The 20,135-nt window shown below is 59.4% G+C and carries 19 protein-coding genes; 17 read left to right on the plus strand and 2 right to left on the minus strand.

From position 1 onward, the window contains the following. The first annotated feature begins 368 nt into the window (after positions 1-368). Both Q0864_RS00695 and Q0864_RS00700 read left to right on the plus strand, forming a co-directional pair. Positions 369-1,034, plus strand: a complete 666-nt coding sequence (locus Q0864_RS00695) for a response regulator transcription factor (protein WP_248368286.1) — start codon at positions 369-371, stop codon at positions 1,032-1,034. Next, positions 1,031-2,374: a HAMP domain-containing sensor histidine kinase gene (locus Q0864_RS00700; RefSeq protein WP_298565134.1), complete on the plus strand. Its 1,344-nt coding sequence runs from the start codon at positions 1,031-1,033 to the stop codon at positions 2,372-2,374. Before Q0864_RS00695 ends, Q0864_RS00700 begins: the two co-directional genes overlap by 4 nt. Before the next feature lie 177 nt (positions 2,375-2,551). On the opposite strand, the gene Q0864_RS00705 is transcribed toward Q0864_RS00700, so the two are convergent. Together Q0864_RS00705 and Q0864_RS00710 are read right to left on the minus strand one after the other, a co-directional pair. Beyond that, positions 2,552-3,424: an amidohydrolase family protein gene (locus Q0864_RS00705; protein WP_298565137.1), complete on the minus strand. Its 873-nt coding sequence runs from the start codon at positions 3,422-3,424 to the stop codon at positions 2,552-2,554. Continuing rightward, the gene (locus Q0864_RS00710; protein ID WP_298565140.1) at positions 3,424-4,422 is read right to left on the minus strand and encodes an ester cyclase; all 999 of its coding nucleotides are present in this window, start codon (positions 4,420-4,422) and stop codon (positions 3,424-3,426) included. Before Q0864_RS00710 ends, Q0864_RS00705 begins: the two co-directional genes overlap by 1 nt. A 125-nt stretch (positions 4,423-4,547) precedes the next feature. Between Q0864_RS00710 and Q0864_RS00715 the strand changes: the two genes are divergently transcribed. The 15 genes from Q0864_RS00715 to Q0864_RS00785 all read left to right on the plus strand — a co-directional run bounded on the left by Q0864_RS00715 (position 4,548) and on the right by Q0864_RS00785 (position 20,015). Further along, positions 4,548-5,603, plus strand: coding sequence for an ABC transporter ATP-binding protein (locus Q0864_RS00715; RefSeq protein WP_298565143.1), 1,056 nt, complete (start codon positions 4,548-4,550; stop codon positions 5,601-5,603). 82 nt (positions 5,604-5,685) lie between these two features. Continuing rightward, on the plus strand, positions 5,686-6,891 hold the full coding sequence (locus Q0864_RS00720; protein WP_298565146.1) for an extracellular solute-binding protein: 1,206 nt from the start codon (positions 5,686-5,688) through the stop codon (positions 6,889-6,891). A gap of 78 nt (positions 6,892-6,969) precedes the next feature. Further along, the gene (locus Q0864_RS00725) at positions 6,970-7,992 is read left to right on the plus strand and encodes a sugar ABC transporter permease (protein WP_298565149.1); all 1,023 of its coding nucleotides are present in this window, start codon (positions 6,970-6,972) and stop codon (positions 7,990-7,992) included. 1 nt (position 7,993) lies between these two features. Next, entirely contained in the window at positions 7,994-9,148 is a 1,155-nt protein-coding gene (locus Q0864_RS00730) for a carbohydrate ABC transporter permease (RefSeq protein ID WP_298565152.1), read from the plus strand. Beyond that, on the plus strand, positions 9,145-9,690 hold the full coding sequence (locus tag Q0864_RS00735; RefSeq protein ID WP_298565154.1) for an ester cyclase: 546 nt from the start codon (positions 9,145-9,147) through the stop codon (positions 9,688-9,690). The genes Q0864_RS00730 and Q0864_RS00735 overlap by 4 nt, the downstream gene beginning before the upstream one ends. Then, a complete protein-coding gene (gene hisD, locus Q0864_RS00740; protein WP_298565157.1) occupies positions 9,687-11,018 on the plus strand; it encodes a histidinol dehydrogenase in 1,332 nt (443 codons plus the stop codon). The genes Q0864_RS00735 and hisD overlap by 4 nt, the downstream gene beginning before the upstream one ends. Positions 11,019-11,024: 6 nt before the next feature. Continuing rightward, entirely contained in the window at positions 11,025-12,074 is a 1,050-nt protein-coding gene (locus Q0864_RS00745) for an ester cyclase (RefSeq protein WP_298565159.1), read from the plus strand. Continuing rightward, positions 12,074-12,841, plus strand: coding sequence for an SDR family oxidoreductase (locus Q0864_RS00750; protein WP_298565161.1), 768 nt, complete (start codon positions 12,074-12,076; stop codon positions 12,839-12,841). The genes Q0864_RS00745 and Q0864_RS00750 overlap by 1 nt, the downstream gene beginning before the upstream one ends. Continuing rightward, positions 12,838-13,854 carry a LacI family DNA-binding transcriptional regulator gene (locus Q0864_RS00755; RefSeq protein ID WP_298565163.1) on the plus strand — a complete coding sequence of 339 codons (1,017 nt, stop codon included), beginning with the start codon at positions 12,838-12,840 and terminating at the stop codon, positions 13,852-13,854. The genes Q0864_RS00750 and Q0864_RS00755 overlap by 4 nt, the downstream gene beginning before the upstream one ends. After that, the gene (locus Q0864_RS00760) at positions 13,851-14,825 is read left to right on the plus strand and encodes an ester cyclase (protein ID WP_298565166.1); all 975 of its coding nucleotides are present in this window, start codon (positions 13,851-13,853) and stop codon (positions 14,823-14,825) included. The genes Q0864_RS00755 and Q0864_RS00760 overlap by 4 nt, the downstream gene beginning before the upstream one ends. A gap of 150 nt (positions 14,826-14,975) precedes the next feature. Beyond that, positions 14,976-15,938: a cupin domain-containing protein gene (locus Q0864_RS00765; protein ID WP_298565169.1), complete on the plus strand. Its 963-nt coding sequence runs from the start codon at positions 14,976-14,978 to the stop codon at positions 15,936-15,938. A 20-nt stretch (positions 15,939-15,958) separates the two neighbouring features. Continuing rightward, the gene (locus Q0864_RS00770; protein WP_298565172.1) at positions 15,959-17,083 is read left to right on the plus strand and encodes a cobalamin-independent methionine synthase II family protein; all 1,125 of its coding nucleotides are present in this window, start codon (positions 15,959-15,961) and stop codon (positions 17,081-17,083) included. Further along, on the plus strand, positions 17,080-17,772 hold the full coding sequence (locus Q0864_RS00775; protein ID WP_298565174.1) for an alpha/beta fold hydrolase: 693 nt from the start codon (positions 17,080-17,082) through the stop codon (positions 17,770-17,772). Before Q0864_RS00770 ends, Q0864_RS00775 begins: the two co-directional genes overlap by 4 nt. Beyond that, the gene (locus tag Q0864_RS00780) at positions 17,773-18,468 is read left to right on the plus strand and encodes an RraA family protein (RefSeq protein ID WP_298565178.1); all 696 of its coding nucleotides are present in this window, start codon (positions 17,773-17,775) and stop codon (positions 18,466-18,468) included. It abuts the gene before it with no gap. 494 nt (positions 18,469-18,962) lie between these two features. Then, positions 18,963-20,015 carry an ATP-binding protein gene (locus Q0864_RS00785; RefSeq protein WP_298566164.1) on the plus strand — a complete coding sequence of 351 codons (1,053 nt, stop codon included), beginning with the start codon at positions 18,963-18,965 and terminating at the stop codon, positions 20,013-20,015. The last annotated feature ends 120 nt before the right edge of the window (positions 20,016-20,135 follow it).

Consider the following 20,135-nt stretch of genomic DNA (forward strand, 5'->3'; position numbering starts at 1 on the left):
CGAGCGCCCCTTCAGGTCCAAGCCGTCCAAGCGGTCCAACTGGTCCAAATGGCAGCGGTGGGTCGCAGCCGAGTGGCCCTAGCGGACCCGGCAAATGCAAACGATCTGCGATTTCAGGGGACGCCCAGATATCGCGCCGGGATTACCAACGTGCACAACGCGCCATTTCGCGTGGTGACGCGCGACCGTTGCGCGAAGTGCTAAGCAACGTTCGCGCCAAACACCCTGGGAAAGTTTTACATGTAGGGTTTTCCGAGAACGGGACCAGACCGACCTTCAACGTGTTGATTGTTGAGTCGTCTGGCGCCGTGATTTCGGTGACCGTTGACGCCAAATCCGGCCGAGTCACAAGCATGCGGAAGTGCTGAATGCGTATTCTGATCGTCGAAGATGAACAAAAGATTGCGGAACTGATTGCCGATGTTCTGAAAGGCGAAGGCCTTGTCCCCGAGATCGCCCGGGACGGGGAAGAAGGCTGGTTTCTCGGCAGCACCGAAAGCTATGCTGCGGCGATCCTTGATATTGGTCTGCCCAAACGGGATGGGCTTTCGGTGTTGCGCAGCTGGCGCGATGAGGGCCAGGATATGCCGGTTATTTTGCTGACCGCGCGGGCAAACTGGAACGAACGGGTCGAAGGCATTGACGCAGGCGCGGACGACTATCTGGGAAAGCCCTTTCAGATGGAAGAACTCATCGCGCGCCTTCGCGCGCTGCTGCGGCGTTCAAGTGGACAAAAAACAACGACATTGGAAGCCGGGCCGCTGCGCATTGACCTCAGGCAGATGCGCGTGTCCATCGACGGGCGCCCATTGAAAGTCACACCTTTGGAATACCGGCTTCTCAATTACCTCATGCACAATCGTGGTCAGGTGGTTGCGCAAGAGGAGCTTGCTGAGAATATCTACTTCCGGGATCAGGAGCCCGACAGCAATGCAATTGAAGTTCTGGTCGGGCGCTTGCGCCGCAAGATCGGTGGGGATGTGATCGAAACGCGACGCGGGTTTGGCTATATGATAGCTGAAGATCCGCAATGAGGATGTCGCTAAGCCTGCGTCTGTTGCTGGCGGCTGCCATCACGACCACACTGGCGCTGGTCGCGACGGTTATCGTGTTCAACTTCTTGTTCCGGCTGTATTTTGAAGACCGGGCGCGCGATGAGCTGGAGACTTACCTCCTGCTTTTGACCGGCAACATTGGCGTAAGCGCCGACGGTGAAGTTGAAGTGACGCCCATATCGGACCCCCGGTTCAATCAGGCCTTGTCTGGTTATTACTGGCAAATCCAAGTTGATGACAAAGACCCCGTTCTGTCGCCTTCGTTCTGGGCGGCGCCTTTGGCGTTGGATCGCCCGGATGCGCCGGGGGTCATCTCGTATGCCAACGTCAACACCGGGACTGGCGATGCGGTCGCCGTCGCGAGTTGGGTGGTCACGATCGGAGAGGGCACCACCCAGCGAGAGGTCTTTCTGGCGATTGCCATTGACCGCGAAGACCTGGATCTGTCGGTTTCAGGATTTTTTACCAACTCTGTTATTTGGCTGGCCATATTGGGCCTGTTTCTGTTCGCGGCGGGTTGGGTTCAGGTCAAACTTGGGCTGAACCCACTGAAAAAAATTCGTTCAGAAATTGGCGGTGTCAGCAAATCGCCCAAGGTGCGGTTGTCATCGGATTATCCGTCCGAGGTTCTGCCGCTTGTTGAAGAAGTGAACCAACTTCTGGATGCAAATGCAGAGGCGCTTGAACGCGCCCGATCGCGCGCCGGGAATCTGGCGCATGGTTTGAAAACGCCGCTGACGATCATGCACGGAGTCGAACGCAAGTTGCGCCGTGGCGGGAACGACGCGCTTGCCGACGAATTGATGTCGGAAATCACCAGCATTCAACACACGGTCGAGCGTGAGCTGGCGCAGAGCCGCGACAGCCATCAGAGACGGCGGCGCTGTGCTATTCACCCGATTGCCACCCGTCTGCATCGCGCCCTGAGCCGCCAACCCGGGGCCGAGCACATTCAATGGGATATCGAAGTGCCTGAGACCTTGTATGCACCCTTTGATGAGTTTGATTTGACCGAGCTTCTGGGCAACTTGCTTGATAACGCGATGAAATGGTCGGAAAGTCGTATCTGCGTGCGGGCTGGGCAGGATGGCTCGCACGCGTTCCTGTCCGTCGATGACGACGGCTCCGGCATTCCGGACGCTGAGATATCTTCCGTTCTGAAACGTGGCGGTAGATTGGACGCAAAGCAACCGGGGGCGGGTCTGGGTTTGACCATTGTTAACGATATGGCCCAAGCGCACGGCTGCGTTCTGTCGCTCCAACGCTCATCACTAGGGGGGTTGAGCGCGCGCATAACGTGGTCGGTGAGCCGCGCGTAAACAATGTCTACGGTTTGCGTTCTGCAGCCCAGATCGAACAGAAGGTGTGTCCGCACTGCAGGTGTTGAAAATTCGAAATGCTGCGTACTGAATTATTGGCCGATTTATGGAAATCAATCAGCCAAAAACCTTGTTGCTCGCGCTGCATCGCAAACTCTGAGGGCATTTCCCAAGCCTTCAGCCGTCCAGCCGATAGAACCGACGCGCGACGGTTTCAAAGACCTGTTCGTGATGCGCTTTGGGCACCAGAAACGCATGCGCGCGCAACAGGGTTTCGTAATCGGAATACAGGCTGTCGACCGGGAAGTTAGAGCCGAACATGCAGCGATCCGGGCCGAATTGGTCAAGGCAAACCTCGATGATGGGCCGGAAATCCGCGGGTCTCCAGTCATGTTTGAACATTCCAAGCCCGGACAGTTTGCAGGTGATATGGGGCAGGGCGGACAGGTGGCGCAATGCCTGTGCCCAGTCGGCGAGCCCTATCACTGAGCGATCATGCGGGCTGCCTGCATGACACAGGGCAATCTGCGTGTCGGGGGCGGTTTCCAGCACGCGGGCGGTGTTTTCCATCAGTTCCGGGATCAATTGCAGATCGAAGCTCAGCCCACGCCGTCCCAATTCGCGCAGGCCGTCTGCGAACCGGGGGTCGTCCAGCAGTGTGTTGGTGCCGGTCATGGCGTCTTCGCCCGGCGCGCGACCGACGATCTGGCGGGCGCCGCGCAGGGTTGAGAGGGTTTGGAACCGGTCAAGCTGATGCCCAAGGTCAGGCGCGGTCAGATCGCAAAAGACGACCTGCGCCATCGGCCAGTCTGGATTGGCATCTGCCACGGACTGCACCCATTGCGCCTCGGCCCAGCCATCTTCGGCACCCACCTGAATATGGACGGACCCAGTGACCCCTTGCGCGGCGGCATCGTGGCGAAACTCCTCCAACAGATAGTTGCGCTGGATGGGGGCGGGATCGCCGAAAAAACGTGGCGTTCCTTTGGCCATCAACCACGGGTAATGTACCGCAGACAGGTCCCAAAGATGATGGTGGGCGTCGATCATCACAGCTCTCCGTCAGCCAGTCGTTGCAGCACGTCATCACCTTGGCCTTTCCAGAAATGCAGAAGGTCGATGAAGATCCAGTTTTCGGCCAGCTTGTCGCCGTCGCGACGGTAAATGTCGATCACGCGGAACTCGCCGGTTTCGCCGGTGGGGGCATGGCCCATGAAATCGCCGGTCAGACGGGCAGTGAAATTGGGCCAGCCGAAGAAGCCGCCATAATGACCTTCGGCCAACCGAGCGATGTGGGTGGTTTTTGAACGATCCGAGAAGGCCGCGCGGAACGGCCCTGAATGCTGCCGCGCATAGCGCGGGATCGTATAGGTCGCGCCGATGCCGGTGGGTCCCCACCACAGCATGTCCTCGGCCCAGGTCTGACGCAGCTCGTCTTCCAGGCTCAACCCGCTGTTCCATTGCCCCAGATCGCCGATCATGCGGTTGATAACGGCAAGCGTCGCCGCGCCCTCGTCGGCGGGCTGCGGCGCGAGAAGTAGTCCATCATGGGTTTGCGGACCCGGTTGCACCAGTTGCGCGGCGGTCTGGTCGGGGAAGGGGTCAAGACCGGCTTGCACCATCAGGTGGGGCAGGTCGAAATACATCGCCGTTTCAACGATCTTGCCATCCGCGACCCGGTTGAATTCGCAATAGCGCAGCATGGCAATCTTGTGGGTTGCGGGAATGTTCAGGAACGGTTCGTCAAACAACCCCATCAGATGCCCCATCGAAACCACCCATATGCCGTTGAACCCATCCATCTGGTTGCGCCCGGCGAAAAAGACATCTTCGCGCCGTTGCATCGCGGTCAGGCTGCTCTTCAGCGGCGTCCAGAACTGACGGGCGACCTGCTGCGCCGATCGAAGCGCGCCGAACGGGTGGAACCCACGCCAGAGGTAGTCGGGACCAGTATGCGCGGCGAGCGCGTCTTCGGCGGTGATTCCCGGTGCGATCAGATCGGCGTGATGGCGACGGACGATGTCCTTGGCGGCTTGAAGGTCTTGCATTTCTCTCTCTTTACAGCGGGTTGCGCCCGGCATTGCATACGAATGCAAATTTAGCTTGCCAAATTGTCGCAGCAAAGTCTAACCTTTTTGCATTCGTATGCAAAACCCGGTGGGAGGTTGGCCTTATGGCAGAAATCGAACTGCGCAACATCAGCAAACGCTGGGGCGCCTTTGTCGGTGTCGATAATTTTGACCTGACCATCGCAGACAAGGAATTTCTGGTCCTGCTGGGCCCGTCCGGGTGCGGCAAGACCACCACGATGCGGATGATCGCCGGGTTGGAGGATGCCAGCGAAGGCGACATTATCGTTGACGGAGAGCGGGTGAACGACAAAGAACCCAAGGACCGCGACGTGGCGATGGTGTTCCAAAGCTACGCACTTTATCCGAACATGAATGTCTATGAGAACATCCGCTTTCCGCTGAAAGTGCGCGGCAATGACCCGTCCACCCACCATGAGCGCGTGATGCAGGCTGCCGAACGGGTCGAGCTTCTGGACTTTCTGGACCGAAAACCGGCCGCCCTGTCGGGGGGGCAACGGCAACGCGTGGCGCTGGCGCGGGCTATCGTCCGCAAGCCCAAAGTGTTCTTGATGGACGAACCCCTGTCCAATCTGGATGCCAAGCTGCGGGTCTCGACCCGCGCGCAGATCAAGAACCTGAGCCACGATCTGGCTGCCACCACCATTTACGTGACCCATGACCAGATCGAGGCGATGACCTTGGCGGATCGGGTCGTCGTGATGAAAAAAGGTGTGGTGCAGCAGGTGGGCAGCCCGACCGAGATCTATGACACCCCGGCCAACACGTTTGTCGCCAGCTTTATCGGCTCACCTGCCATGAACCTGATGGATGGAGAGGTAAAGGGCGGCACGTTCCGGGCACAACACACCGAAATCCCCGGCCTGAACGCTCCCGACGGCCCCGTCACGCTTGGCTTTCGCGCCGAAGATGCCGCCTTGGCCGAGACCGGGCAGGGGCAGATCAACGCGCCGATCTATACGCTTGAGCTGCTGGGCGACGCGACGATGATTTCCGTGCGCATCAACGGCGCGCTGGTGTCGGTGAAATCCGACAAGACCTTCCGGGCAGAGATTGGGGACATGGTCTCGATCTCGGTTCCGAAAGAGATTTGCCACACTTTCGAAGCCACCGAAGATGGCAAACGTATCGAGGGCTGACCCTCAGACACTTGCCGCGCTTGCGGCACAACTATGGTCCGTGTGTCGACGGCGGACCTGATAAAACAGGGAGACATTTCTGATGTTCAAGAAACTTGCATTGGCCGGCGCTTTGTCGGTGATGGCAACCGGAGCATGGGCCGAATGTGCCTATGAAAACACAACACCTTTGAAATCGCTGTCCGCCGGGTTCGAAGCCTGGAAGGCGGTGACGGATGCGATGGCGGAATGCGGAAATTTCCAGGCCTCGCTGGATCAGGACTTCCGCGAGAAGCAGCCGGAAGCTTTCGCGGCAAAACCCGCGCTGTATCAAATTGGTGGCGTTGCAAACTCAACCATGGTGCCGCTGTTGAATGCGGGCACCATCCGTCCGCTGGATGACCTGGTTGCGAAATACGGCCAGCATCTGAAGCCCAACCAGCTGATCAAGGTGGATGGCAAGACCTATGCGATTGCGATGATGGTGAACCTTCAGCACCTGATGTATCGCGAGGACATCCTGAATGACCTCGGCATCGCGGTGCCCACGACCTATGCCGAGATGCTGGACGCGGCCGCGAAGATCAAAGAGGCGGGTGTTGTGGAATATCCCATCGGTGCCACCTTCAAGACCGGCTGGAACCTGGGTGAAGAATTCATCAACAACTATCTGGGTGAAGGCGGCGCGTTCTTTGCCGAGGGCAACATGCCCAATATCAACAATGAAAAAGGTGTGGCCGCGCTGGAAGTGATGAAGGCGCTGACCGAATTTATGGACCCGGAATATCTGGTCTCGGATTCGACTTATGTTCAGCAGCAATTCCAACAGGGCAAGATCGCCATGGCGAACCTGTGGGCCAGCCGCGCCGCCGCGATGAATGACGAAGCCGAAAGCCAGGTTGTGGGCAAGGTCGTGATGGCCGCCGCCCCGATGGGGTCCGAGCGTCCGGCATCGTCGCTGTGGTGGGATGGCGTCGTCTTTGCCACCAACATGACCGATGAAGAGGCCGAAGCGGCCTTCCAAGTCGCCATGGAAGGCATGGATACCGAGATGGTCAAAGCCAACAATGACGCTGCCGTCTGGCTGATCGACGGGTTCAATGCCGGGCCGCTGGCCAAAGGGGCCTATGAGACCGCGCAGAAAGGCACGGCACCATATCCCGGATCGGGTCCGATGGGCATCATGCACACCGTTCTAGGCAACGGGATTTCCGATTACCTGAACGGTGCCAAAGATGCGGCTACGACGCTGGCTGACATCGAAGCGGCTTATATCACCGCCGCCAAGGAATCGGGTTTGGTGCAGTAACCCACCGCCAAGCGGGGAGGGGCCAGGCCCTTCCCCCACCCACCACCGCCATCCCCGGATCATCAGAAAGGCAGAGCCATGAACTTCAAGACCTTCGCAGCTTTTGTCGGGCCGTCTGTCTTCATGATGCTGTTGTTCATCGCGTTTCCGCTGGCAAGCGTGTTGAAGCAGAGCTTCTATGTCACCCAGCCGATCTATGACACGGTCGAGGTCGAGACATGCTCGCCGGGGTTTCCCGACCAGATCTGCGTGACCGAACAGAAATCGGTGCCGCAACTGGATGAGGACGGCAAGATCGTCGAGATCACGACCTTCGTTGGCTTGCAAAGCTATCGCAATGTGCTGGAGCTGGAACGGGCATGGAACGCCGTCAAAACCGACGGTCTGATGGCCCTTCAGTCGATTGATTTCTGGAAGGCGCTACGGTTCACCCTGACCTTCACTTTGATCACCTTGCCACTGGTGCTGGGCTTTGGGCTTGGCATCGCATTGATGATCAACAATGCCTCGCTCGCCATCAAGGGGCCGGTGATCTTCATCTCACTTTTGCCGTTCATTATCACACCGGTGATCGGCGCGCTCAGCATCAATTGGCTGTTTCGTGGCGACGGTATTCTGACCGCCCTTATCGAATGGTATCTACAGCGCGACGTGTCGATGTTTGCGCAGGCCTGGACCATCGAGGTTCTGATCATGCTGTATCGCGTGTGGCACGTGGCCCCGTTTGCGGCGATCGTGTTCTATGCCGGGCTGCAGACCGTCAACAGCGACGCGTTGGAAAGCGCCGTCATCGACGGGGCAAGCCGCTGGCAACGGATGAAATATGTGGTCATCCCGCATCTGACCCCGCTGATCATCTTCATTTCGATGATCCACCTGATGGACGCCTATCGCGTCTTCGAAGAAATCGTCGGTTTCTCAAGCCAAGGCTATGTCATCAGCTTGCAATGGCTGACCTATGACTTCCTTGTGCCGGATCAGGCGGGCAACCGGTCGATCAGCCGCGCCTCGGCCTCGGCGATGCTGACCATGATCGGGATTGCCGCTCTTCTGGTTCCGCTTCTGCGCCGCACCTGGCAAGACCATAAAGGAGATCACTAAGATGTCGTCTCGTGCCCTGCGTCAGCCTTTGGGGCTGAAACTCACCTCGGCCTCGTTTCTGGCGCTTTGGTGCATCGTCGCCGCCTTCCCGATCTTCTGGATCACGGTGATGAGCTTCAAATCTCCGGTCGATGCCTTTTCGTCCAATGCGCTGAATGTCGTGTTTGGCCCGCATACGCGGGACACAGGCCACGGCATTTCGATCCTCGATATTCTGCTGGGGATAGCGGTGATCTGGATCACGGCACGGATCATGACCAAGACCCTTCCGGGAATGATCGCGTCTTATGCGCCGGGTGGACAGAAATGGGCCGGATGGGTGATCGGTGTGCTGGTCGTGGCCATCGGGTTTCTGGTCACGTTCTTCGCGATCCTGCCTGCCATTTTGGATGTGCTGAACCCATGGTTCGGGCCGCTGGGGCGGGACATCATCGGCCTGACCACCGAGCATTACAAAACGGTTTGGGTTGATCGCGGGTTTTCCAACAACTTCAAGAACTCGATGATCGTGACCACCGGCGTCGTGACCATATCGCTGACCGTGGGCACGCTTGCGGGTTATGGGCTTGCGCGCTCAGGATCCGGGCTTGCCTTTGCCATCCTGATCATCGCGTTGGTGTTCCGGGCGTTGCCGCATTCGGTGCTGGTGGCGGGCTATCTGCCGGTATTCATCTCGTCGTCCGAATGGCTGGCCCCGATCCTTGGGGAAAACGCCCCCACGCTTTATGGCAAACCCTTCGCGGTCATCGCGGTTCTGGTTGCCATCAACCAACCCTTCACGATCTGGATGCTGCGGTCCTTCTTCCAAAGTATCCCCGCCGAGCTGGACGAAGCCGCGCGGGTGGATGGCTGCAACCATTTCCAGGCCTTCCGCCGTGTCATCATGCCGGTGATGTGGCCGGGGGTGATTACGACCGGGCTGTTTTCCTTCCTATTGGGGTATAACGACTTTCTTGTCACATCGCTTTTGCTGGATGCACAGAACCAGACCATGGTGCCAGCCATCGCCGGGATGTTCAGCCGCGAAACCACCACCACCGATCAGGTTGTCGCGGTGGCCGCTGCGGTGTCGATCACGGCGCCTCTGTTCTTCCTTGTCATGGTGTTCCAACGCCAGATTGTCAGCGGTCTGACCGCAGGAGCCGTCAAAGGATGAAAGGTTCCCGCCCAGATCAAGCGGTTCTGACCCGCGACACAGATATGTCGAAAACCGACGATACCCGCCGGGTGATCGAGGCCATGGTTGACGGCCTGAACGACCATCGCATCAGTGATATTGGTGAGTTCTTCGCCGATGGGTTTCGCTGGATGGGCAATCAGGGCTGCGGCACGAAAACCGGTCTGAAGGAGTTTCAGGACAACTGGCAGCGCCCGTTTCAAGCGGCGTTTTCGGACAAGACCTGCATCGACGAGGCGCGTCTTTACATGGGGGAATGGGCTGCTGCCTTTGGCCGACAGGAAGCCACCCATTCCGGCGAATTCCTTGGCATTGCGCCCACGGGAAAACGTGTCGAGATCCGCTATATGGATTTCTGGAAAGTCGTCGACGGCAAGATCACCGACAATTGGGTGAATGTCGATTTCGCCCATGTGGCCGCGCAACTGGGTGTGGACCTGTTTGGCGGCGAAGGCTGGGAAGCATTTGACCGGGGCGAGCGTCAGTCCCCCCCGGCCCGAACAAGCGAGGATGTGACATGACAATCGAATACCTGAAACGCGGCAAACCAGATTCCGATCGCGCCGAGGATGATGCCAAGACCGCCGCCGTCGTGACCGCGACCCTGAAAGACATCGAGACCCGCGGTGACGCTGCCGTGCGCGAGCTGGCTGTGAAGTTCGACGGCTATGACCGCGACAGCTATCGCCTGACGCAAGACGAGATCGACGCGCTGATCGCCAAGGTCAGCCCGCGCGATCTGGAAGACATCAAGTTTGCGCAGGAACAGGTGGTCAACTTCGCCCAGGCGCAGCGCGACAGTATGCTGGACATTGAGGTTGAAACCCTGCCGGGCGTCATCCTTGGTCACAAGAACATCCCGGTGCAATCAGTTGGCTGCTACGTGCCCGGCGGGAAGTTCCCGATGGTCGCCAGCGCGCATATGTCCGTCGCCACCGCGAAGGTTGCGGGCGTGCCGCGCATCATCGCCTGCACCCCGCCCTTCAACGGCGAACCCAACCCGGCCGTCATCGCCGCGATGCATCTGGGCGGCGCACACGAGATTTACGTGCTGGGTGGCATTCAGGCCGTGGGCGCGATGGCGCTCGGCACGGAAACCATCGACCCCGTGCATCTGCTGGTCGGCCCCGGCAATGCCTTCGTGGCCGAGGCCAAGCGACAGCTTTTTGGGCGCGTGGGCATCGACCTGTTCGCAGGTCCGACCGAGACCATGGTGATCGCCGATGACACCGCCGCCGATGCCGAACTGTGCGCCACCGACCTGCTGGGGCAAGCCGAACACGGTTATAATTCGCCTGCCGTTCTGGTGACAAACTCGCGCAAGTTGGCCGAGGATACACTGGTCGAAATCGACCGCATTCTGCAAATCCTGCCCACCGCCGGCACCGCCCGCGTGAGCTGGGAGGATTACGGCGAGGTCATCTTGTGCGACAGCTATGACGAGATGCTGGCCGTGGCTGATGACATTGCCTCCGAGCATGTGCAGGTGATGACCGACCGCGATGACTGGTTCCTTGAGAACATGACCTGCTATGGCGCGTTGTTCCTTGGGCCGCGCACCAACGTGGCCAATGGCGACAAGGTGATCGGCACCAACCACACGCTGCCGACCAAGAAGGCAGGGCGTTATACCGGCGGACTTTGGGTTGGTAAGTATTTGAAAACGCATAGCTACCAGAAGATCACCACGGACGAGGCCGCCGCCCGGATCGGTGAATACGGATCGCGCCTGTGCATGCTGGAAGGTTTTGTCGGCCACGCCGAGCAATGCAACATCCGCGTGCGCCGCTATGGCGGTGTGAACGTTCCCTATGGCGAAGGCGCGCCATACCGCGAGGCGGCTGAGTAGATAGTGATGGACGTTCAGAACAAGAACAAAGCGTTGATCGCCCCTGTGCGAGCGGCGATGTATGATTTTGACGAGGCGTCGGTGCGCAGGGCGCTCGCAAAGGTGACGGCACCGGATGCGGTGTTTCACCTGTGTTTCCCCATTGGCGACAGCATCGGGGCCGACGCGTTTTACAACACAGCCTATCGCGATCTGCTGGACGCTTGGCCGGATCTGGAGCGGCGCGACTATATCGTCATGGCCGGACCGGACGAAGACGGCGCGGAATGGGTCGGCTGTGGTGGTTATTACACCGGCACGTTCGAAGCGCCGTGGCTGGACATCCCCCCGACCGGCCATCAGGTCCATATGCGGTTTCACGAGTTCTTCCGCATCGAGGATGGCAAGATCGTCGAGTTTCAGGGTCTGTGGGACATTCCCGAGGTCATGTTGCAGGCCAATGCCTGGCCGCTGGCCCCGTCCCTTGGGCGCGAATGGCATGTGCCGGGTCCGTCAACCTGTGACGGGATCGTGCCCGGCCCCTATGACATGGACAAGGGCACCGCCTCGCGTCAGCACATCATCGACATGCTGGAGCATATGAAACGCCACCCCAGTCAGGGTGGCCCCGAAGTGATGGAGATGGACAAGTTCTGGCACGAGAAGATGAGTTGGTACGGCCCATCGGGCATCGGCACCGGGCGCGGCATCCGCGGCTTTCGCAACTGGCACCAGATCCCGTTTCTGTCAGGCATGCCGGATCGCGGGCAATACGTGGATGAAATCGACTATCACTTCTTTGGCGATGGCGATTATGCGGCCGTCACTGGCTGGCCCGACATGATCCAGACCGTCACCAATGGCGGTTGGTTGGGGATTGCGCCGTCGGGCAAGAAGATCACCATGCGCAGCCTTGATTTCTGGCGCATTGAAAACGGCAAGATCCGGGAAAACTGGGTGTTGGTCGATCTGCTGGATGCCTATGATCAGTTGGGTGTGGACGTGTTCGCGCGTCTGCGAGAGTTCAACAAGGTGCGCCATATGGGGCGCCTGAATATACCAGATGGGATGAGTTGATGAGCGGATTGCCCAAAACCCCGTCGTTTCGGCTTGATGGTCGTCGCGCGCTTGTGGCCGGGGCCAGTTCCGGCATCGGTCTGGCCTGTGCGGCAGCTTTGGGCGAGGCGGGGGCTGAAGTGACTTTGGCCGCAAGGCGCGCAGATGCGTTGGAGTCCTTGGTCAGTGACATGACAGCCGCGGGCATGTCCGCCCGTGCGCTGCCGCTGGACGTGGCCGACATTGCTGGCACACAGGCGGCAATTGCGGAACACGGGCCGTTTGATGTGCTTGTGAACTCCGCCGGTCTGGCGCGCCACAGCCCAGCGACCGAGACGACGGAAGCGGATTTCGACGCGGTGTCCGACCTGAACGTCAAGGGGGCCTATTTCCTGACCCAGGCCGTTGCCAAGGGTCTGGTGGCGGCGGGCAAGCCCGGCAGTTTGATCAACATTTCGTCGCAAATGGCGCATGTGGGCGGGCTGGATCGTGCCGTATACTGTGCCACCAAACACGCGGTCGAAGGCTTCACCAAGTCGATGGCGATCGAATGGGGCAAGGCGGGCATCCGCGTCAACACGATCTGTCCGACCTTCATCCTGACCGACCTGACGCGGTCCACCTTCGAGCAGCCCGACAAGCGCGCCTGGATCGAAGACAAGATCAAGCTGGGCCGCGTGGGCGAGGTCGAGGATATCATGGGCGCGGTGCAATTCCTGGCCTCGGACGCGTCCAGCCTTGTCACCGGCACCGCCCTGATGATCGACGGGGGATGGACTGCGGAATGAGCAAAGTGACCTCAGCCCAAGTTGCACAGCGCGCGGGCGTCAGCCAATCGGCGGTCAGTCGGGTGTTCACGCCGGGGGGCTCTGCGTCCAAGCGCACGGTCGAAAAGGTCAGGAAAGCGGCGGATGAACTGGGCTATCGCCCCAATTCGCTGGCGCGGGCAATGGTGTCGGGGAAAAGCCGGATGATCGGCTTGGTCGTGGCCTATCTGGAAAATCACTTCTATCCCGAAGCCTTGGAAAAACTGTCCAATGCCTTGCAGGAACAGGGCTATCACATCTTGATTTTCATGGCCTCCAGCACCTCAGCTGACATTGAAGGGGTCGTCGATGAAATTCTGGATTATCAAGTGGATGGGATCATCACAGCCTCGGTCGGCATGTCGTCCGAGCTGACCGACCGCTGCCGCAAGGCCGGTGTGCCGATTGTCATGTTCAACCGCTCGCAGGACGGGCCCGACCTGTCCTCGGTCGCATCGAACAACGTCGCGGGTGGGCGCAAGGTTGCCGAGTTCCTAATCGGGGGTGGCCACAAGCGGATCGGCTATATCGCGGGGTGGGAAGGGGCGTCGACCCAGCGCGACCGCGAGGCTGGGTTCCGGGCCGGACTGGCTGCGGCAGGTGTTTCGCTTCACAGCCGCGCCGTGGGGGATTTCCGTTCTGACCGCGCCGCCGAGGCCGCACGGCAGATGTTTTCCGGCGATGATCGGCCTGACGCGGTGTTTGTCTGCAATGATCACATGGCATTTGCCGTGATGGATGTATTGCGGACAGATCTTGGCCTGTCGGTGCCCGGCGACGTGTCGGTCGTCGGCTACGACGATGTGCCGATTGCCGGCTGGCCCGCTTATGACCTGACCACCGTGCGCCAACCCGCCAACCGTATGGTGGCCGAAACCGTCGACCTGCTTCTGGCGGAAATCGACGGCACCGGGCAAGGCCCGCAGAAGATTGAAATTGACGGCCCGCTAGTCGTGCGCGGCTCGGCCCGCAAACCGGAAGGATGGAGCGAATGAAGGGTTTTGACAGCAAGTTCAAGGATTTCCCTGACTATATCATCGGCATCACCAAAGAGATCTGGGAAGACCGCGGCATTGCCACGCTGCATGATTACTATGCCCCCGATATCGTAGTGCGCTCGCCCGCTTCTGTGGTTGTCGGCAACACCGATGTGATCGGCGCCACCATGGCCACACTGGCCGAGTTTCCCGACCGCACGTTGTTGGGCGAAGACGTGATCTGGTCAGGCACGCCCGAGGAAGGGATGTTGTCCTCGCACCGGCTGTTTTCGACCGCGACCCATCTGGGCGACGGGGTTTATGGCAAGGCGACGGGCAACAAGCTGGCCTATCGCATCATCGCGGACTGCCACGCGATCAACAACCAGATCAACGATGAATGGCTGATCCGCGACCAGGGCGCCATTGTGCGCCAGATGGGATGGGAGCCAAAGGACTATGCCCGCGACCTGATCGCCCGTGAAGGCGGGCCCGAGAATTGCGTGCAGCCGTTCACCCCGGCCAATGACAAACCCGGCCCTTACAAGGGCACCGGAAATGACAATGAATGGGGCCAGAAATACGCCGACATCCTGACCCGGATGATGAATGCCGACATGACGACGATCGAATCCGAGTATGACCGCGCGGTGCAGTCTGAATATCCCGGTGGGGCGACGGGCCACAGTTGGGGGCCGGTGGATCGGTTCTGGATGGGGCTGCGCGCATCCTTTCCGAATGCCAAGTTCACCATTCACCACCAGATCGGTCGCGATGATCCTTTGATGCCACCGCGTGCAGCACTACGCTGGACGCTGCAGGGCAAGCATGACGGTTGGGGCGTCTTTGGCGTGCCCACCGGGGCCGAGGTCTATGTGCTGGGCGCAAGCCATGCCGAGTTCGGGCCGTGGGGGCTGCGGAGGGAGTTCACTCTGTTCGACGAAACCTCGATCTGGAAGCAAATTCTGCTTCAGACGGGCGCGGTCTGATGTCCACCAGCGCCCGATATCTGGATGCCAGTCAGGCGACGCGAAGGTTCCATGCCTTCTGCGCGTCGCGACGGGCGCGGCGGCTGAACAATCGCCCGCCCGGCGTTTGGGTTTGAACCACTCAGACCCAAACCAATAGGAGACAGACCAATGAGCACCATCCAAGACCGCATCGTCCGCTATGGCGAGCTGCAACCCTGCAAAACGGCCTTCATCGACGCCCACACGCCGGGATCGGACCAGAAGGAAAACTTCACCATCATCGGCGGGGGCGTCAGCGAAAGCCCCGACCAGCACGTGCACATCACCGACCAGATCGGCTTCAACATCGGCGCGGCGGGGCAACCGCCGAAATGCCGCAACTCGCTGCATTCGCACACCACCGCCGAGGTGTTTTTTGTCCTCAAGGGACGTTGGAGGTTCTTCTGGGGCCGCTATGGCACGGCCGGCGAATTCGTCGCCGAAGAAGGCGATATTTTCAACATCCCCACGGGCATTTTCCGTGGGTTTGAAAACATCGGCACCGACTACGGCATGATCATGGCCGTGTTGGGCGGCGACGACGCGGGTGGCGGCGTGACATGGGCCCCACAGGTGATCGAGGACGCCAAGGACCACGGTCTTGTGCTGGGGGACAATGGCGCGCTTTACGACAGCAAAAAGGGCCAAAGCCTGCCCGATGGTGTGAACCCCATGCCGCTGTTGACCGAAGAGCAGCTGAAAGCCTTTCCCGAAGTGCCGGTCGAAAACGTCGTGCGCGACTATGTCGCCCGGTATTGGGACTTGATGGCGCTGGCGGGCAAGAAACCCGCGAAAGTCATCGGCGAGGATGGTTTGCTGCGCGACAAACCGGGGTTCGAGGTTGATTTCCTGACCCGCGGCTCGACCCCGGACGAGATGCACAGCCATGACAAGCCAACCGTTCTGATGCCGATGCGCGGCCATTGGAAGCTGCGGTTTAAGGGCGGCGAAACCGTGTTGAACCCAGGCGATACCTGCCTGATCAATCCGGGCGAATCCCACGCGCTTGCGCCCTCCATGACGGGCGAAGCAAGCCTTTACCGTGTGCGAAGAACCGATGATCCCGCTGGCCTGACCTGGTCCGGCACATAACCAACTGCAAGGAGCCTATTATGACACGTATCAAAACAACCCATGTGGGCTCCTTGCCGCGCAGTCAGGCGGTGGTGGATTTCATTTTCGCCCGCGAAAATGAGAAACCATACGATCCGGCAGAGTTTGACGCCTGCATGACACAGGCGGTGTCCGACACTGTGCGCAAACAGGTGGAGGCGGGGATAGACATCGTCTCGGACGGTGAGACGTCCAAGATATCCTATGCCACCTATGTGAAGGACCGCTATACCGGGTTTGACGGCGACAGCCCGCGCAATGCGCCGGCCGATCTGAAAATGTTTCCGGGCTTTCTGAAGCGGTTGGCGGATGATGGGGGCACACCGCAATATGCGCGACCAATGTGTGTGGGCGAGGTGCGATCAAAAGGGCAGGGTGAGCTTGAAAAAGACATCGCGAACCTGAAGGCCGCAATGGCAGAGCGCGGGGCGGAACGCGGCTTCATGAACGCCGCCAGCCCCGGTGTGATCTCGCTGTTCCTTCAGAATGACTACTACACATCGCGCGAGGCGTATCTGGCCGCGCTGGCCGACGCGATGAAGGCGGAATACGAGACCATCGTGGCCTCGGGGCTGGATTTGCAACTGGATTGCCCCGACCTTGCCCTGTCGCGCCATATGCTGTTCACCGACCTCAGTGATGACGAATTCATCAAGGTCGCGATCCTGCATGTCGAGGCGTTGAACCACGCGCTGTCCGATGTGCCTGCCGACAAGGTGCGGGTGCATATTTGCTGGGGCAATTACGAGGGGCCGCATTGCTGCGACATTCCGATGGCCAAGATGTTCGACACGTTGATGGCCACGAAATCGCGCTATGTGCTGTTTGAAACCTCGAACCCGCGCCACGGGCATGAATGGACAACGTTCCGTGATCGCAAAGCGGACATCCCGGATGACAAAGTGCTGGTGCCGGGCGTTGTCGATACGACAACCAACTTCGTTGAGCACCCCGAATTGGTTGCCCAACGCATTGAACGGTTTGTCGATATCGTCGGCGCTGACCGCGTGATCGCAGGGTCTGACTGCGGCTTTGGCACATTCGCAGGCTTTGGTGCGGTGGACCCTGACATTGCTTATGCCAAGCTGTCGGCCTTGGCTGAAGGGGCCGCGCTGATCAAATGACGCCCCTTGTGCTGCTTCCCGGAATGATGTGCGACGCGCGACTGTTTGCGCCGCAATTCGCCGCTTTTTCAGGGCGACGGATGGTGGTCAGCGCCCCCATCACTGAATATGACAGTGTCAAAGGGTTGGCGCAGGCGGTGCTGTCGGACGCCCCGCCGCGCTTTGCCTTGGCCGGTCTTTCGATGGGCGGCATCGTCGCGATGGAGGTGTTGCGTCAGGCCCCGGACCGGGTGGACCGGATGGCCCTTCTGGACACCAACCCGATGGCTGAAACCGATGCCGTCAAAGACCGCCGTTTTCCGCAAATGCAAAAGGTGCGCGAGGGCCAACTGGCGCATGTCATGCGCGATGAGATGAAGCCAAATTACCTAAGCGACGGCCCGCGCCGGCAGGAAATCCTCGATCTGTGCATGCAGATGGCGCTGGACCTTGGTCCGCATGTGTTTTTGACACAGTCGCGGGCTTTGATGGACCGGCCCGATCAGGCTGAAACCTTGCGGGCGGCGCAGCTTCCCGCGCTGGTTCTGTGCGGGCGGGATGACACGCTGTGTCCCGTTTCCCGCCATGAACTGATGGCCGACCTGATCCCCGGCGCGCGTCTGGAGATCATCGACGGGGCCGGGCATTTGCCCACGCTGGAGCAACCCGAAAAAACCAACGCGGCGCTGGCCCGCTGGCTGGAGGATTGAATGGATAACTCGCTTCTGACCCTGCTGAAGCAGGTCGATACACCCACAGTGTGCAACGCCATCGAAGTGGCGCAGGGCAAGCGCGGATTTGATGCGTTTACCCGTGGCACGATGCTGGCCTCGCACCCGGATGCCCCGGCCATTGTGGGCTATGCCCGCACCGCACGCATTGCCGCTGTCACCCCGCCGACTGAGGCGCCCGAAGTTATCAAGGCGCGGCGCATGGAGTATTACCGCCATATGTCCGAAGGTCCGCGCCCCGCGCTTGCGGTGATTGAAGACGTGGATTTCCCCCAGTGCATCGGGGCCTATTGGGGCGAGATCAACACGACGGTGCACAAGGGGTTCGGCCTGTCGGGTGCCCTGACCAATGGGGTGATGCGTGACCTTGGCGATCTGCCGGAGGGGTTTCCGGTGATTGCAGGCTCCATCGGTCCCAGCCATGGCTTCGTGCATGTGAAGGATATTGGCCAGCCGGTGTCGGTCTTCGGATTGCGTGTCGCCGATGGCGATCTGATCCATGCTGACCGCCACGGTGCGCTGGTTATTCCGCCTGAGGTCCTGCCTGATCTGGACGCCGCAATCCGGCGCCTGTTGGACACCGAGAAACTCGTGCTGGACCCAGCACGTCAGGAGGGGTTCGACTTTGACGCTTTCGAAGCCGCGTGGTCTGCCTTTGAGGCGGCACGGACATAGCAGCCCGGATCAAGAGGCGCGCTGCGCATGGGGTCCTTCCTGGCGAGACTGCCGAGCTGAAACTGGACCGCGGATTTGCTTTGCGCCCTTGTCTGGGCGGGTCCGCCATTGCCGTTCCTCCTGACGGAAAATTGTTGGCAATGGCGTTCCAGAAAAGATCACTTGGCTTTTAGATGCTCTGGCTCTCCGTGTGCCAGAAACGCAACTTCTGTCGGGGAAGATGGCGACTTTCAGCATAGGCAACGATTTTAAAACCTGGCGAGTGGTTTAGGGCGTCTGGTCGCTGCATTCTATGAAGTGCGCCGGAGGTTTGAGTCTTCAAGCAATCAGATTCAACACCGAAGGGCGGAAAGCCGAAGAGTCAGTTGTCGCGTGCACGAGTGGAGAGTATTATCACTTGCAGTGCGGTCGAATAAATTAGTGGGTCGCTGCGCTGTTGATTGAGTCATAATCTGACTACCTTTGAATTGACGCAGCAACCTGGAGATACAGCCATGCTTCAGAGCGACCTGACCGACACCCCGGCAATTGAAGTTCTGATCGAGGCGTTTCCGCTCCCCACGCTGGTCATTGGCGTCACCGGGTCACTCGCCTGCATGAACGCAGCGGCAGAAGCGCTGTTTGGCAAGAAGGTCTTGGGTCGGCATTTCACGACGAGTTTGCGTCACCCTAAACTGGTAGACGCGGTCGAACGTAGTTTGCTGGACCGGGTGCCGCGCAAAGTTTCTTATCAAGTCGTCGAGAACGGCAGCGATGCTTTCTATGAAGCGCATGTTCACGCGGTTGACGGCACCCCATTCCTGATCCTCAGCTTCCAAAATGTAACGGATGTCGTTCAGGCAGAACAGATGCGCAGCGATTTCGTTGCGAATGTCAGTCACGAATTGCGAACACCTCTGACATCTTTGATGGGGTTTATTGAAACCCTGCGGGGACCTGCTCGAGACGATTCCAAAGCGCGGGACCGATTTTTGACCATTATGGCGGGTGAAGCAGAAAGGATGAACCGTCTTGTCGGGGATTTGCAATCGTTGAGCGGCGTCGAGGCTGATGAGCGCGTTCGCCCCAAGACGACGATTGATTTAAGAGACACGCTGCAAACAATGCTGAGCAACATCTCTCCACTAGCGAAGGATAGGCGTGTGAGGTTGCAGTGCGATCTGGGCGAAACCCCGTTGCTTGTAATCGGTGACAGTGATCAGTTGATACAGGTTTTCACCAATCTGGTTGAGAACGCGATTAAATATGGTGGTGCGGATCAATCTGTAGAGATTGCGGCTTCGAAATCAGTACATGATCCGGTCCTGCGCGGTCCTGCGATCGCAATCACGGTATATGATCATGGGCCCGGAATTGACCCCATCCACCTGCCCCGCCTGACAGAGCGGTTTTATCGCGCCGACAGCCATCGTAGTCGAGAACTCGGTGGCACCGGATTGGGACTGTCGATCGTTAAACATATCCTGAACCGTCATCGGGGACGATTAAAGATCGACAGCCAATTGGAGCAAGGGTCTCAATTCACGGTCATCCTGCCACCGGCCTAGGGCTGAACAAACTATTTTGGTCATCAAGAGCAAAATATCCATCTGTCATAAAACCGTAACTTACCTGTCGCAAAACCGAAGCATGCCGTGTCGACAAACGCGGCAGGGCCATCAAGGGGG

The organism is uncultured Aliiroseovarius sp., from assembly GCF_947497285.1.
GTDB lineage: Bacteria > Pseudomonadota > Alphaproteobacteria > Rhodobacterales > Rhodobacteraceae > Aliiroseovarius.

Excerpts from the sequence above, each read along its gene's own strand:
- Q0864_RS00695 (WP_248368286.1), top strand. The coding sequence starts at position 369 with ATGCGTATTCTGATCGTCGAAGATGAACAAAAGATTGCGGAACTGATT.
- Q0864_RS00700 (WP_298565134.1), top strand. The coding sequence starts at position 1,031 with ATGAGGATGTCGCTAAGCCTGCGTCTGTTGCTGGCGGCTGCCATCACG.
- Q0864_RS00705 (WP_298565137.1), bottom strand. The coding sequence starts at position 3,424 with ATGATCGACGCCCACCATCATCTTTGGGACCTGTCTGCGGTACATTAC.
- Q0864_RS00710 (WP_298565140.1), bottom strand. The coding sequence starts at position 4,422 with ATGCAAGACCTTCAAGCCGCCAAGGACATCGTCCGTCGCCATCACGCC.
- Q0864_RS00715 (WP_298565143.1), top strand. The coding sequence starts at position 4,548 with ATGGCAGAAATCGAACTGCGCAACATCAGCAAACGCTGGGGCGCCTTT.
- Q0864_RS00720 (WP_298565146.1), top strand. The coding sequence starts at position 5,686 with ATGTTCAAGAAACTTGCATTGGCCGGCGCTTTGTCGGTGATGGCAACC.
- Q0864_RS00725 (WP_298565149.1), top strand. The coding sequence starts at position 6,970 with ATGAACTTCAAGACCTTCGCAGCTTTTGTCGGGCCGTCTGTCTTCATG.
- Q0864_RS00730 (WP_298565152.1), top strand. The coding sequence starts at position 7,994 with ATGTCGTCTCGTGCCCTGCGTCAGCCTTTGGGGCTGAAACTCACCTCG.
- Q0864_RS00735 (WP_298565154.1), top strand. The coding sequence starts at position 9,145 with ATGAAAGGTTCCCGCCCAGATCAAGCGGTTCTGACCCGCGACACAGAT.
- hisD (WP_298565157.1), top strand. The coding sequence starts at position 9,687 with ATGACAATCGAATACCTGAAACGCGGCAAACCAGATTCCGATCGCGCC.
- Q0864_RS00745 (WP_298565159.1), top strand. The coding sequence starts at position 11,025 with ATGGACGTTCAGAACAAGAACAAAGCGTTGATCGCCCCTGTGCGAGCG.
- Q0864_RS00750 (WP_298565161.1), top strand. The coding sequence starts at position 12,074 with ATGAGCGGATTGCCCAAAACCCCGTCGTTTCGGCTTGATGGTCGTCGC.
- Q0864_RS00755 (WP_298565163.1), top strand. The coding sequence starts at position 12,838 with ATGAGCAAAGTGACCTCAGCCCAAGTTGCACAGCGCGCGGGCGTCAGC.
- Q0864_RS00760 (WP_298565166.1), top strand. The coding sequence starts at position 13,851 with ATGAAGGGTTTTGACAGCAAGTTCAAGGATTTCCCTGACTATATCATC.
- Q0864_RS00765 (WP_298565169.1), top strand. The coding sequence starts at position 14,976 with ATGAGCACCATCCAAGACCGCATCGTCCGCTATGGCGAGCTGCAACCC.
- Q0864_RS00770 (WP_298565172.1), top strand. The coding sequence starts at position 15,959 with ATGACACGTATCAAAACAACCCATGTGGGCTCCTTGCCGCGCAGTCAG.
- Q0864_RS00775 (WP_298565174.1), top strand. The coding sequence starts at position 17,080 with ATGACGCCCCTTGTGCTGCTTCCCGGAATGATGTGCGACGCGCGACTG.
- Q0864_RS00780 (WP_298565178.1), top strand. The coding sequence starts at position 17,773 with ATGGATAACTCGCTTCTGACCCTGCTGAAGCAGGTCGATACACCCACA.
- Q0864_RS00785 (WP_298566164.1), top strand. The coding sequence starts at position 18,963 with ATGCTTCAGAGCGACCTGACCGACACCCCGGCAATTGAAGTTCTGATC.